Annotated in this window: 12 protein-coding genes; 6 read left to right on the forward strand and 6 right to left on the reverse strand. The window is 68.2% G+C overall.

Annotated elements, in window-relative coordinates:
• Nucleotides 1–67: 67 nt before the first annotated feature.
• Both ACYVI5_RS17950 and ACYVI5_RS17955 read right to left on the reverse strand, forming a co-directional pair.
• The gene (locus tag ACYVI5_RS17950; RefSeq protein ID WP_460581446.1) at nucleotides 68–1,033 is read right to left on the reverse strand and encodes a carbohydrate ABC transporter permease; all 966 of its coding nucleotides are present in this window, start codon (nucleotides 1,031–1,033) and stop codon (nucleotides 68–70) included.
• Nucleotides 1,030–2,040, reverse strand: coding sequence for a carbohydrate ABC transporter permease (locus ACYVI5_RS17955; protein ID WP_460581447.1), 1,011 nt, complete (start codon nucleotides 2,038–2,040; stop codon nucleotides 1,030–1,032). The genes ACYVI5_RS17950 and ACYVI5_RS17955 overlap by 4 nt, the downstream gene beginning before the upstream one ends.
• A 140-nt stretch (nucleotides 2,041–2,180) precedes the next feature.
• Here ACYVI5_RS17955 and ACYVI5_RS17960 point away from each other — a divergent pair, with 140 nt between their 5' ends.
• The 5 genes from ACYVI5_RS17960 to ACYVI5_RS17980 all read left to right on the forward strand — a co-directional run bounded on the left by ACYVI5_RS17960 (nucleotide 2,181) and on the right by ACYVI5_RS17980 (nucleotide 8,340).
• On the forward strand, nucleotides 2,181–3,215 hold the full coding sequence (locus ACYVI5_RS17960) for a LacI family DNA-binding transcriptional regulator (protein WP_460581448.1): 1,035 nt from the start codon (nucleotides 2,181–2,183) through the stop codon (nucleotides 3,213–3,215).
• A 185-nt stretch (nucleotides 3,216–3,400) separates the two neighbouring features.
• On the forward strand, nucleotides 3,401–4,261 hold the full coding sequence (locus ACYVI5_RS17965) for a hypothetical protein (RefSeq protein ID WP_460581449.1): 861 nt from the start codon (nucleotides 3,401–3,403) through the stop codon (nucleotides 4,259–4,261).
• Nucleotides 4,262–4,341: 80 nt separating this feature from the next.
• A complete protein-coding gene (locus ACYVI5_RS17970) occupies nucleotides 4,342–5,679 on the forward strand; it encodes a hypothetical protein (RefSeq protein WP_460581450.1) in 1,338 nt (445 codons plus the stop codon).
• Between the two features lie 202 nt (nucleotides 5,680–5,881).
• On the forward strand, nucleotides 5,882–6,901 hold the full coding sequence (locus ACYVI5_RS17975; protein WP_460581451.1) for a zinc-dependent alcohol dehydrogenase family protein: 1,020 nt from the start codon (nucleotides 5,882–5,884) through the stop codon (nucleotides 6,899–6,901).
• Between the two features lie 62 nt (nucleotides 6,902–6,963).
• The gene (locus tag ACYVI5_RS17980; protein WP_460581452.1) at nucleotides 6,964–8,340 is read left to right on the forward strand and encodes an MFS transporter; all 1,377 of its coding nucleotides are present in this window, start codon (nucleotides 6,964–6,966) and stop codon (nucleotides 8,338–8,340) included.
• 116 nt (nucleotides 8,341–8,456) lie between these two features.
• Here ACYVI5_RS17980 and ACYVI5_RS17985 read toward each other — a convergent pair whose 3' ends face one another.
• From ACYVI5_RS17985 to ACYVI5_RS18000, 4 genes are all read right to left on the reverse strand, one after another.
• The gene (locus ACYVI5_RS17985) at nucleotides 8,457–9,095 is read right to left on the reverse strand and encodes a transcriptional regulator (protein WP_460581453.1); all 639 of its coding nucleotides are present in this window, start codon (nucleotides 9,093–9,095) and stop codon (nucleotides 8,457–8,459) included.
• Nucleotides 9,092–10,207 carry a sensor histidine kinase gene (locus ACYVI5_RS17990; protein WP_460581454.1) on the reverse strand — a complete coding sequence of 372 codons (1,116 nt, stop codon included), beginning with the start codon at nucleotides 10,205–10,207 and terminating at the stop codon, nucleotides 9,092–9,094. The genes ACYVI5_RS17985 and ACYVI5_RS17990 overlap by 4 nt, the downstream gene beginning before the upstream one ends.
• Before the next feature lie 9 nt (nucleotides 10,208–10,216).
• Nucleotides 10,217–10,666, reverse strand: a complete 450-nt coding sequence (locus ACYVI5_RS17995; protein WP_460581455.1) for a hypothetical protein — start codon at nucleotides 10,664–10,666, stop codon at nucleotides 10,217–10,219.
• A gap of 166 nt (nucleotides 10,667–10,832) precedes the next feature.
• The gene (locus tag ACYVI5_RS18000; protein ID WP_460581456.1) at nucleotides 10,833–11,411 is read right to left on the reverse strand and encodes a TetR/AcrR family transcriptional regulator; all 579 of its coding nucleotides are present in this window, start codon (nucleotides 11,409–11,411) and stop codon (nucleotides 10,833–10,835) included.
• 113 nt (nucleotides 11,412–11,524) lie between these two features.
• On the opposite strand from ACYVI5_RS18000, the gene ACYVI5_RS18005 reads away from it, so the two are divergent.
• Nucleotides 11,525–12,406 (forward strand): SDR family oxidoreductase, encoded by an 882-nt coding sequence (locus tag ACYVI5_RS18005; protein WP_460581457.1) that lies wholly within the window; start codon nucleotides 11,525–11,527, stop codon nucleotides 12,404–12,406.
• Nucleotides 12,407–12,574: the final 168 nt, after the last annotated feature.

Below are 12,574 nucleotides of genomic sequence, written 5' to 3' on the forward strand. Positions count from 1 at the left end.
TTTCACTTCATCGGGATGTGAGGGGTTCGGGTAGAGGAGCTCGGGTAGAGGAGAACGACGGATGCGCTCACGACTTGACGCTTCCGGCGGCCAGCCCCGACTGCCAGTAGCGCTGCAGGAAGAGGAAGGCCACGACGATCGGCACGATCGTGAGCAGGCTTCCCGTGATGACGAGGTTGAAGATCGGCTGCGCGCCCACGCCTGTGGCCTGCGCGCTCCACTGGCTGAGGCCGACGGTGAGCGGATACCAGGTCGGGTCGCTCAGCATGATCAACGGCAGGAAGTAGTTGTTCCAGGTGGCGACGATCGCGAACAGGAGCACCGTGACGATGCCGGGCGCGAGCAGTTTCAGCGAGATCGTGAAGAAGGTGCGCAGCTCGCTCGCGCCGTCCATGCGCGCCGCCTCGAGCACCTCGGTGGGAACGGCGTCGATCGCGAACGTCCAGACAAGGTAGAGCCCGAATGGACTGATCAGCGACGGCAGGATGATCGCCCACGGCGTGTTCGTCAGCCCGATCTGGCTGAACAGCAGGAACGTCGGCACCGCCAGGGCCGTTCCCGGCACCGCGATCGCGCCGAGCACGACCGCGAACACGGCGCGCCTGCCGCGGAAGGCGAACTTCGCGAGACCATACCCGGCCAGCGTCGCCAGCAGGGTCGCGCCTCCCGCACCGACCCCGACGTACAGCAGGGTGTTGCCGAACCAGTGCAGGAAGATGCCGTCCTTATACGTGAACGTCTCGGCGATGTTCTGGAACAGCGCGAAGTGGTGTCCGAAGCCGAGCCCGAACGTGGAGAACAGGTCGCCCTGCGTCTTCGTCGCATTGATGAGCAGCCAGGCCAGCGGCACGAACGAGTAGACGACGAAGAGCGCCATCACGATGGTGAGCACGATGTTGCGGCGCGGGCGCGCGGCCGGCCGGCGTCGGCCCACTGCGCCCATGGGACGACGGATGCCGCCTGCCCGGCGCGTGCTGGCATCCGTGCGCCGGGTGCTGGCATCCGTCGGTGTTGTCGTGGTCGCGCTGGTCATCGGTTCTCCGCTCTCGTTCCGCGCACCTGCACCACGTAGGCGATGACGGCGGTGATCAGCCCCATCACGATGGCGACGGCCGCGGAGTAGTTGAACTGCTGGCCGGCGAACGACAGGTTGTAGGCGTACATGTTCGGGGTGAAGTTGCTGCCGATGGAGTTCGGCGCGAGCGGTTGCAGCAGATTGGGTTCGTTGAAGAGCTGGAAGCTTCCGATGATCGAGAAGATGACCGCGATCACGAGGGATCCGCGGATGGCCGGCAGCTTGATGTCGAACATCACGCGCCAGGCGCCGGCGCCGTCCAGCTCGGCGGCCTCGTACAGGTCGGGCGAGATGGCGCGCAGCGCCGAGTAGAAGATGAGCATGTTGTAGCCCATGAACTCCCAGGTGACGATGTTGCCGATCGAGCCGAGGATCCACGACTTGGCCAGCGGCGCCAGGTGCCACCCGAATGCGTCGTTCACAGCTGCGGTGAGCCCGAACTGATCGCCGTAGATGAAGCCCCAGATGAGCGCGGCGACCACTCCGGGAACCGCGTAGGGCAGGAAGATCGCGATGCGGAAGAACCCTGCGCCGTGCAGACGCGCACTGTCGAGCGCGAGCGCCGCGATGAGCGAGAGCACGAGCATGATCGGCACCTGCACGACGAGGAACAGCAGCACGCGCAGGAACGACTCCCAGAACTTCGCATCCTGGAAGAGCGTGATGTAGTTGCCAAGGCCGACGAAGGCAGTGCCGCCGACGAGCTGCGTGCGGAAGACGCTCAGGGCAAGCGCGTAGACGATCGGCGCCACGATGAACAGCGCAAGGCCGATCATGAACGGCGCGACGAAGCCGACGCCTGCCAGCGAGACGCGGCGCTGGAGTGTCGAGCGCTTGCGGCGGGTAGGGCCGCCCTGCGAGCGAGAGTCGCCGCTCTTCTGGCGGGAACCGGCGGGGGAGCCGGGTGAGCCGGCGGGGGAGCCGGTCGCACCCGCTGGGGATGCGGGCGATGAGGTGATGGACACGATTTCGGGTTCCTCAATGAACGATGTTCACGTAAACATGTTTACGCTAACATACTCGGCGATACGATTCTGTCGACCGCGCTCGTTGTCGCCGGTGCTGCTGCCGGGGCGGATGAGCGGTCGCGGAGCGAGGGAGCGCGATGACCGACACGGAGCAACGCGAATGGCTGCGCCCGGCATCCATCGCCGATGTCGCCGCGAGGGCCGGCGTTTCATCGCAGACGGTCAGCCGCGTCTCCAATGGCCTCGACACCGTCAAGGCCGAAACCCGCGACCGGGTGCTCGCCGCAATGGCGGAGCTCGACTACCGGCCCAACAGCGCAGCACGTGCCCTGAAGAGCGGCAGGTTCCAGACGATCGGCGTGCTCATGTTCACGCTGCAGAACATCGGGTCGATCCGCATCCTCGACGCGATCACGGCCGAGGCCGCGTCACACGCATTCTCCATCGACCTGATCTCGATCGGCGACCCGTCGACGGGCGACATCACGGATGCCCTCTCCCGCCTCGACCACGAAGCGGTCGACGGGATCATCGTCATCCTCGAGGCGCACGAGCTGCGCGAGCACTCGATCACATTCCCCGACCGCATTCCCTCCGTGCTCGTGGACTCCCGCGAGTACGACGACCGGATCTCGGTGAACGCAGACCAGCGACAGGGCGCGCGACTGGCGGTCGAGCACCTGCTCGAGCTCGGGCATCCGACCGTCTGGCACGTGGCGGGACCGGTCGAGAGCTCGAACGCGGCATCAGACCGCGCCGAGAGCTGGCGGCAGACGCTGCGGTCCCACGGAATCGAGGCGCCCGAGCCCCTCGGTGGAAGCTGGCGGGCCGAATCGGGCTACGAGGCCGGCCGAACGATCGCCGGCCGGCAGGATGTCTCGGCCGTCTTCTGCGCGAACGACCAGCTCGCGCTCGGTGTGCTCCGCGCCCTGCACGAGGCGGGCCGGGATGTGCCCGGCGAGATCAGCGTCGTCGGTTTCGACGACAACCCCGAGTCGGCCGAGTACTGGCCGCCATTGACCACGGTCCGGCAGAACTTCGCGGAAGTCGGCCAGCGCGCGTTCGCCCTGCTCAACCAGGCGATCCAGCGCGAGACCGTGAAGCCGGGGCTGCGGCTGATCGAGAACGAGCTCGTGGTGCGGGAATCGACGGCGCCGTTCGTGGCGCGCTGACACCTCGGGCTCTCGGAGAAGGTGGGGGTTGCACGACGCAGTAGCCCGCCCTGTCTATCCCACATACGGGGTGGACATGCTCTGCTCATCCGTGTACCGTCTCCTCCTGTCTGCGTCGAAGAACACGAGCCGAATGACGGCTCCGAGAGTCCAACGATTCCTCGACGCTCACGAACGGCTCATCAGTGGAAATCTCGGAATCGCGCCCAGCTTCCTGGCTGCTGCGCGTCCTTCTGCTCGGTGCCGCACTTGCCGCTGGATGGGTGATTCTCACAGTCGTTCTCGGCGTCGCCTCGCAGAGCGCCCACGCCGAAGACGCGATTCCGGATGACATTCCGGCCGTGTCCAGCTCCTCGACAACGGCATCGACGCCGCCGTCCACGCAGTCCGTCGACTCGTCGATCGTGGGACTCGCGACCGGCACCTCGAACGACCTCGCGTCGACGACATCCGCCGTGACCTCCGCCGTGCAAAGCACCGTCGCGCCGCTCACCACGGCGCCGGCCCCGACCGTCGATTCGTCCGTGTCCGGACTCGGCGACACAGGGTCGTCTGCCGGCACGTCCCCCGCTGTTCTCCTCGATGCCGCATCGGCCGCCGGCTCGACGCTCGACGCGCTCGACGGCACCGTCTCGAATACGCTCACCTCGGCCGTCGACGTCGTCCGCTACCCAGCGGTGGCATTGCTCGGTCCCGTGCCCGCCTCCCCGCGACCGGTGGTCGACAGCGCCTCCCAGACATCCGTCCCGGCGTCAGCGGTCCCTCGCACGTTCGCGCAGGGTCACGCGGGCCTGAGTGCGACGAGGCCGGGATCCGCGGCAGCCGACCGGCTGCCTGCGCCGTTCGGCACGCCGCCGAATGAGGCGTCCGGATGTCTCGGAGTCGGAATAGGTATTGCCGGCTCGGGAGCAGCGGGTGGCGGGGGCTCTGCGATGTCGCCGAACCTGCTGCTGCATGCGGCACTGACATCCGCGGCGGCACGCCTCCAGCCCGGCGATCGGCTGCCGCCGGCACCGCCGGAATCGCCCGAAGTCTCTCCCGACTGAATCCGCCTCACCGTCGCTCTCGACGGACAGGCACACTCGCGCTTTCTTGCGCTCAGATTCAGATACGAAGGACAGAAACTATGCATCGCGTCATTTCGCGCGCCCTGTGGGGCACCATCATCGCCGGTGGCTTGACACTCGCCGGCGCCACGGCAGCAAACGCTGCGACACCGGCAGACGCGGGGAGCGACACCGGAGCCACGGCATCCGCGTTCTCCTCGACGAGCGCCAGCAGCACCATCGACAGCACCGGCAACGTCCTGGGCGGCGTCATCGGCACGACCGGTTCCTCCGTCAGCGGAGTTCTCCGCTCGGCGGGCAATACGGCGGACGGTGTGATCGGCACGACCGGCGCCACGGTCAACGACACCATCCGCACCACCGGCGCTACGGCCGGTGCTTTCGTGGGCACCACAGGTTCCACCACGACCGGCGTCATCGGGAGTGCCGATTCTGCGGTGAACAGCGTCACGAGCTCGGCGGACAACACCGTGTCGAACGTCGCCGGCACGGTCACGGGATCCGCCCGCACCGCAGCCGGCGTCGCGGATGGTGCCGTGGGTACCCTCGACAGCGCCGTGCGCACCACCGCAGGCGACGGCGTCACTGCCGTCAGCGGCCTGGTGAACCGGGCGCCGGGCAATGCTGCAGCACTGAGCAAGCTGGTCGACACCGGCCTGATCACCGACGGGGTCTCGCGACTGCCGGGCATCCCCCTCGGAGATCTCGCAGGCGGAGCCAACAGCGCTCTCGGCCAGACGATCGAGGCACTGGGCGCCACCGCTCGGCGCACTGACGGGCTCGACGGCCTGCTCGTCGCAGGTCCCAGGAAGGCGCTCGCCACCGTGAGCGGCACCCTCGGCACGGTGACTTCGGCGCTCCCGAGCACCGGCAACCTCACCGGGTCGCTCCCGAACGTCGAGTCGCTGCCGAACCTCGGCAACCTCACCGGGTCGCTGCCGAACCTCGGCAACGTCACCGGCGTGCTGCCCAACACCGGCGACCTCACCGGGTCGCTGCCGAACGTCGAGTCGCTGCCGAACCTCGGCAACCTCACCGGGTCGCTGCCGAACCTCGGCAACGTCACCGGCGTGCTGCCCAACACCGGCGACCTCACCGGGTCGCTGCCGAGCACCAGCAACCTCACCGGCGTGCTGCCGAGCACCAGCAACCTCACCGGGTCGCTGCCGAGCATCGGCAACGTCACGGGCACGCTGCCGAACGTCGAGTCGCTGCCGAACCTCGGCAACCTCACCGGCACGCTGCCGAACCTCGGTAACCTCACCGAGTCGCTGCCGAACGTCGGCAACCTCACCGGCACGCTGCCGAACGTCGGTACGCTGCCCAGCGCCGGCAACCTCACCGGCTCGCTGGCAGGCATCCATGATGTCGCGGGTTCGTTGCCAGACCTGGCGTAGTCCAGCGCAGACGCGCAGGTTCGGCCTCACCAAGGCCTGAACCAGGCGTCCCACCATCGACTGGACGGGGCGAGGCCTTCTCGCCCCGTCCAGCCGGGGTCTGCATGCCCTGCCATTACCTGTTCCGCCAAGGACTCCCACGAACGCGCGCGAGGGTGTTCCCTTGTATCGCACCCCATCGACCACAACTGGAGGCCACGCAATGCGCGCAGTCATCATGGATGCTCCCGGCGAGATCAGCGTCGTCGAGCGCGAAGATCCGACGATCGTCGAGCCGACGGATGCGATCATCCGTCTCGCTGCCACCTGCATCTGCGGCTCGGACCTCTGGCCGTATCGCGGGGTCGACCATCCGGATCACACCCCGATGGGTCACGAGTACGTCGGCGTGGTCGAAGAGATCGGCCCGGACGTGAAGAACATCAAGGTGGGCGACTTCGTCGTCGGATCGTTCATGGCCTCCGACAACACGTGCGAGATCTGCCAGGCGGGCTACCAGTCCCGCTGCGTGCACGTCGTGGGCATGGGCTCGATCGGAACGCAGGCCACGAAGGCACGCATCCCACTGGCGGATGGCACGCTCGTCGCCACGCCCGGTCAACCTGACCCGGACCTGATTCCGTCGCTGCTGGCGGCATCCGACGTGCTCGGAACCGGATGGTTCGCTGCAGTCGCCGCAGAAGCCGGCCCCGGTAAGACGGTCGCGGTCGTCGGCGACGGAGCGGTCGGCCTGCTCGGTGTGCTGGCCGCGAAGCAGCTCGGCGCGGAGCGGATCATCGCGATGTCCCGCCACGCCGACCGGCAGGCGCTCGCGCGCGAGTTCGGCGCGACCGACATCGTGGAGGAGCGCGGGGATGCCGGCGTGGCCCGCGTCAAAGAGCTCACCGGAGGCCTCGGCGCACACAGCGTGATCGAGGCGGTCGGAACGCAGGAGTCGTTCCTGCAGGCGATCCGTTCGACCCGCGCCGGCGGGCACATCGGTTTCGTCGGAGTCGCCCACGACGTCGCCATCCCGGGTGACGAGCTGTTCTTCAAAGAAGTTCACCTGCTCGGCGGACCGGCACCCGTTCGCCGGTTCCTGCCCGAGCTGATCGACCTGATCTGCACGCGCACGATCGACCCGGGCAAGGTGTTCGACCTCACACTGCCGCTCGAACAGGCCGCTGAAGGCTACAAGGCGATGGACGAGCGCCGCGCAACCAAGGTGCTGCTCACCGTCTGAACCCGCGCCGGGCATCCGTCAAGCCCTACCGAGCCAGGTCGCCCCGCGGCTTGCTGGATGCCATGGCTGGCTTCATCTCAGAGGTGCGATCGAGCGCCAACGGTCTCATCATCAGGGCCGCGATCATCGCGGCAATCGGCGGACTGCTGTTCGGATACGACACCGGTGTCATCTCGGGCGCGCTCCTGTTCATCAAGAAGGATCTGCACGCCAACGCCGCCGCGCAGGAGTGGATCGTCTCGGTGCTGCTGCTCGGCGCCATCATCGGCGCGCTGATCTCTGGCTACCTCGCCGACAAGATCAGCCGCAAGTGGACGAAGGTGATCTCCGGCTGTGTCTACTTCATCGCGGCCATCGGGTGCGCGCTGTCGATCTCGGTGCCGATGCTCATCGGGTTCCGGTTCCTGCTCGGTGTCTCGGTGGGCACGGCATCGTTCGTGTCGCCGCTGTACATCTCCGAGGTCGCGCCTCCCCGCGTGCGCGGCGGGCTCGTCTCGTTCAACCAGCTCGCGATCACGTCGGGCATCCTCATCGCCTATCTGGTCAACTTCGCGTTCCAGGGCTTTCCCGGCAACTGGCGATGGATGCTCGGAATCGCGGCACTCCCCGGCGCAGCCCTCGCGATCGGCATGCTCACCGTGCCGCACACCCCGCGCTGGCTCGCGCAGGTGGGCCGCGAGGACGACGCCCGAAAGGTGCTGGAGAAGCTGCGCGAGGGCGACGAGAAGGCGGATGTCGACGGCGAGCTGAAGGAGATCAGGGAGGCGAACCAGCGCGAGGCCGGCAGCAAGGTGAAGGACCTCTTCGGTCCGAAGGTGCGCCCGCTCATCCTGATCGGGCTGGGGCTCGCGATCGCGCAGCAGTTCGTCGGCGTCAACACGGTGATCTACTACGCCCCGACCATCCTTTCCGACACCGGACTCTCGGCCAGCAGCTCGATCGGGCAGACGGTGTTCGTGGGCGTCACGAACGTGGTGTTCACGATCGTGGCGGTGCTGCTGCTCGACCGTGTCGGGCGCCGTGCCCTGCTGCTCATCGGCACCATCGGACTGACCGTGTCGCTCGCGGTGCTGGGCATCTACTTCGCCATCCCGACGCTGCAGCACACGGCCGGCTGGCTGGCGCTGATCTGCCTCATCGTCTACATCGCGGCGTTCGCGATCGGCCTCGGGCCGGTCTTCTGGCTGATGATCTCCGAGATCTTCCCGAGCGGGCTGCGCAGCAAGGCCATGTCGGTCTCCACCATGACGAACTGGGCGGCGAACTTCGTGGTCGCGGGCTCGTTCCTCACGTTGAACATGGTGATCACCCGGCAGGGCACGTTCTTCGTCTACACGGCGATCGGCATCGCCGCGTTCCTGTTCTTCATGTTCCGGGTTCCGGAGACGAAGGGACGCTCCCTGGAGCAGATCCAGACCGAGCTCGTCGGCGAGAAGTAGCTCGCGCTCGACGTTTCGCCGTCGCACTCGGCGGCGTTCACGCGGCGCTGTCACCTTCGCAGCAGCGTTGCGAGCAGGCCCACCGTTTCGACCACGGCTGCCTACGCACGTTCGGGCTACCCGGTGAGCAGTCCGCGCCTGAAGCCTTCGGCCACGGCGGCGGCGCGATCGCCGACGCCGAGCTTGGCGTAGATGCTCAGCAGGTGCGTCTTCACCGTGGCCTCGCTGAGGTGCATGCGGGCGCCGACCGCGCGGTTCGTGGCTCCGTCGGCGACGAGGGCGAGCACCTCCAGCTCCCGCGGGCTCAGCGCGTTCGCCGCCGGTGCGCGCACCCTGCCCATCAAGCGAGAGGCGACGGACGGCGCAAGAACCGCCTCGCCGGCAGCGGCGGCACGGATGGCCCGCAGCAGGTCGTCGCGCGGCGCATCCTTCAGCAGATACCCGGTCGCTCCCGCCTCTATCGCCGGCAGCACGTCGGCGTCGGAGTCGAACGTCGTGAGGATGACGACCCTGGCACGGATGCCCAGCCGGGCGAACTCGCGGGTCGCGGCGACACCGTCGGTGCCTGGCATCCGCAGGTCCATCAGCACGACGTCAGGGTCGAGCACACGCGCGAGCGAGACGGCCTGGGCGCCGTCGGATGCCTCACCCACGACCTCGACATCGGGAGCGGACGCCACCATGCCGACGATCCCGTCGCGCACCACGGGGTGGTCGTCGGCCACCATCAGCCGGATGGGCGTCGCTTCGCTCACGCCGGAACCTCCGCACGCACCGCCGTGCCGTGTCCCGGCCTCGATTCGACGGTCAGGGCGCCGGCCACGGATTCGATCCGTTCCCGCATCGCCACCAGACCATACCCGCCTTCCCCGGTACGGGCGGCCCGCCCGTGTCGTTCCGCCGGATCGAAACCGCAACCGTCGTCGCGCACCTCCAGGCGAGTTCCCGAGCGGTCCGATCGAACGGTCAGCGCCACGCGGTGCGCCTGAGCGTGCCGTTCGACGTTCGCGAGCGCCTCCTGCGCCGCTCTGAGCAATGCGACCTCGGCATCCGTCGACAGAGTTCGGCTGTCGCCCGAGACGCCGAAGTCGACGGGGATGCCTGTGCGCGCCGACCAGCTCGCGGCCACGTTGCGGAGGGCGTCGTGCAGTCGCATCGCGTCGAGCGCGGCCGGGCGGAGCGCCTGCACCGAGCGTCGTGCCTCCGCGAGGCCGTCCCTGGCGAGCTCGATCGCGGCATCCGAGTGGCGGCGGCGCGTCGCGTCATCCGGTGCCTGTTCGGCCGCCTGAAGCTGCGTCACGATGCCGGCGAACTTCTGCGCGAGCGTGTCGTGGATCTCACGCGCCAGCCTCGCTCGCTCCGCTGCTGTGGCGGCACGCTCGTCCTGTCGCTGCGCGATGAGCAGACCCCAGGAGAGCCCGCACATGATGACGATGTTGATCGCCACGACGACGACCCGGCCGATCAGGCCGAGCGTGTCCGCCCCGAAGCTCGAGCTCTGGGCCAGGCCCGCCACGACGGCTGTGCCGCCTACCGGCAGAAGCTCCCACGGCCATTCGACGAGCGAGTAGGCGAAGGTGAACGTCGCGATCGTGAGGAACCCGAAGTACCCCTGGAGAAGCACGAGCGCCAGGTTCAACAGGATGGCGCCCGCCACGAATACCGCTATGGCCACCGGACGGTCACGCCAGCGGAACGGCAGGTTGCGCATCACGAGCACCCAGACGCCGTACGCAGCACACAGCACGAGCACGGGCACAAGGCGCGCCCGTGCGCCCCATTCGGTGCCGAGGGCGAATGCTGCGAGCATCCCCAGCACGAGGTAGGGCGCGTAGGTGAGAACGGTGCGCCAACGCGGGTCGACCACGTACCGACCCTATGCCGTGGCCGTTGCCACGGCTTTGGGGAAGAGGCGTCCCATGCGAGGGAGGTTGACGAGGATGACCGCCGGCAGCACGAGAAGCCCGCAGACCGCCTGCTCCACGCGCACCCAATCGGGGAGGAATCCGGGGATCGAGACGATCACGATGACCGCGATGACCACGATCGGCGTGATGATGCGCAGCCGGATCCACGCGGCGCGCGAGCCGCGCGCGGCGGATGCCCCGATGAGCAGCAGCACCACGGCGCTGGCGAGCACGAGCGAGCAGCGGATCCAGATGGCGCTTTCGATGGATGCGCCACCCACGCTCATCGCGACGAGCACGGCGATCATCGCGGCGCTGACGACGAGGAAACCGGTGAACAGGAGAAGCACAGGACGGAACGCCGCGCGCCGGAGCGCCGGGATGTCGATGCGGAACGGGAGGGAGTCGGTGTTTGTCATGACTCCAGCGTCGCGAGCCTCGGATCCGGCCGGATCAACCGAACGGTCAGGCTGCGCCACCGATCGGTTGATCGTGGTCACCGCTGTTGTCTCTTGGCTTCTCGCCTGTCGCGACTGCCGGCGGCGGAGCGCCCGCTACGACAGCATCGGCCAGGCCCGGCTTCGCTCAGCCCAGCGAAGCTGTGGCCGCTCGCAGCTCGCCCAGAGCGCGCGACGTGTAGTACGCGAGGTCGTGGTCGGACTCGCGGTCGGCCTCCGTCCAGTCGGCGTATCCGCGCTTGAACGCGAGCAGACCGAGCTCGGCGGCAAGGTGGGCCGTCGGGTCCGGTACTCCGCGAGCGACGAGTGCGGTCGTCATGGATGCCGCGAGGCCGACGCTCTTCAGTGCGTCCCGTTCCTGCAACTCGCTGCTTGCTGCGATGGCCGCCTTCATCCGCGGCCAGAGCTCACGGTTGATCGGGCTCATGACGCCAGAGGCCGCCTTGAGACCTGCAGCGACGGCCTGCAATGGCGTGGCATCCGAGGGTGCGCCGGCTATGCCCTCCGCGAGCAGTGTCCCGAGGATCTCCTGCCCGGCGACCAGGAGCTCGCGCTTGTCGGGAAAGTATCTGAAGAACGTGCTCTTCGTGAGCCCAGCGCGCTCGGCGATCTGGGCAACGGTGGTCTCGTCGTAGCCCTTCTCGCTGAACAGCTCGACGGCCGCGACGACGAGGCGATCGCGCGCACCGGGTTCCCATCGAGCCATGCATCCAGTGTAATGACGGGACTTTTGTCTCATCACAGGTGTAGAGTGATGAGACATCGGTCCCATCACTTGTGGACCGAGGTCCCACATCCACTACTCACCAGGGAGATCACATGCACGTCTTCATCACCGGCGGCAGCGGCTTGGTCGGCTCGGCCGTCGTCGCGGAACTGCTCGAGCACGGGCACACTGTTCTGGCGCTCGCACGTTCGGATGCCTCCGCTCGGGCTCTCGAGGAGGCCGGCGCCACGACCCTGCGCGGCGACCTGGCCGCGCTCGACGTCATCCGTGCCGGTGTCGCCCAGTCCGACGGCGTCATCCACCTCGCCTTCGCCAATGACTTCAGCGGCCAGGAAGCACTCGAGCGAGCGATCGCGGAAGAGACCGCCGCGAGCGCGGTGATAGGCGAAGAACTTGTCGGCACCGATCGTCCGTTCGTCAAGGTCTCGGGAACGCCGGCCGAGCCCGGACGTGCGTCGACCGAGAGCGACCCGATACCCACCGGTGGGCCTGTCGGCGGCCGAAGCAAGTCCGTCGCGGCCGCGCTCGCGCTGGCCGATCGCGGTGTGCGCAGCAGTGCCGTCCGCCTGCCGCGCACCGTCCACAACAACGGCACCGGCGGCTTCGCCGGACTGCTCACCCAGATCGCGCGCCAAACCGGCGTCTCCGGTTACCCGGGAGACGGCTCTCAGCGCTGGCCGGCCGTGCACGCCCTGGATGCCGCCGTGCTGTTCCGGCTGGCTCTCGAGCGGGCGGATCCCGGGACCGCCTGGCACGCGGTGGCCGACGAGGGCGACGCGGTGCGCGACATCGCCGCGGTGATCGGTCGGCGGCTCGGCCTGCCGGTGCAGCAGGTTCCCGAGGAGACGTACGGCCCGCTCGGCCCGATCTTCGCGACGGACCAGCCGTCGTCGAGCGCACGCACCCGGGAGTTGCTCGGCTGGGAGCCGACCCACCCGAGCCTGCTCGAGGACCTGGAGAACATCCAGCCCTGACCGCGAAGAACCCGCACTCTCGCGCACCCGAACCCGCACCCTCGCCAGGCCTGCTCCAGTCCCCGCGAGGGTGCGGGTTCGTCCTCCCGAGGGTGCGCATTCCTACCGCCGAGGGTGCCGGTTCGTCTCCTCGAAGGGTGGCGCAGGAACGCGGTCAGTGGCAGGGTT

Source organism: Humibacter ginsengisoli, from assembly GCF_054780095.1.

What these genes read in the sequence shown, in the direction of transcription:
- ACYVI5_RS17975 (WP_460581451.1), top strand. Translation starts at nt 5,882, where the DNA reads ATGCGCGCAGTCATCATGGATGCTCCCGGCGAGATCAGCGTCGTCGAG.
- ACYVI5_RS17995 (WP_460581455.1), bottom strand. Translation starts at nt 10,666, where the DNA reads ATGACAAACACCGACTCCCTCCCGTTCCGCATCGACATCCCGGCGCTC.
- ACYVI5_RS18005 (WP_460581457.1), top strand. Translation starts at nt 11,525, where the DNA reads ATGCACGTCTTCATCACCGGCGGCAGCGGCTTGGTCGGCTCGGCCGTC.
- ACYVI5_RS18000 (WP_460581456.1), bottom strand. Translation starts at nt 11,411, where the DNA reads ATGGCTCGATGGGAACCCGGTGCGCGCGATCGCCTCGTCGTCGCGGCC.
- ACYVI5_RS17950 (WP_460581446.1), bottom strand. Translation starts at nt 1,033, where the DNA reads ATGACCAGCGCGACCACGACAACACCGACGGATGCCAGCACCCGGCGC.
- ACYVI5_RS17970 (WP_460581450.1), top strand. Translation starts at nt 4,342, where the DNA reads ATGCATCGCGTCATTTCGCGCGCCCTGTGGGGCACCATCATCGCCGGT.
- ACYVI5_RS17980 (WP_460581452.1), top strand. Translation starts at nt 6,964, where the DNA reads ATGGCTGGCTTCATCTCAGAGGTGCGATCGAGCGCCAACGGTCTCATC.
- ACYVI5_RS17960 (WP_460581448.1), top strand. Translation starts at nt 2,181, where the DNA reads ATGACCGACACGGAGCAACGCGAATGGCTGCGCCCGGCATCCATCGCC.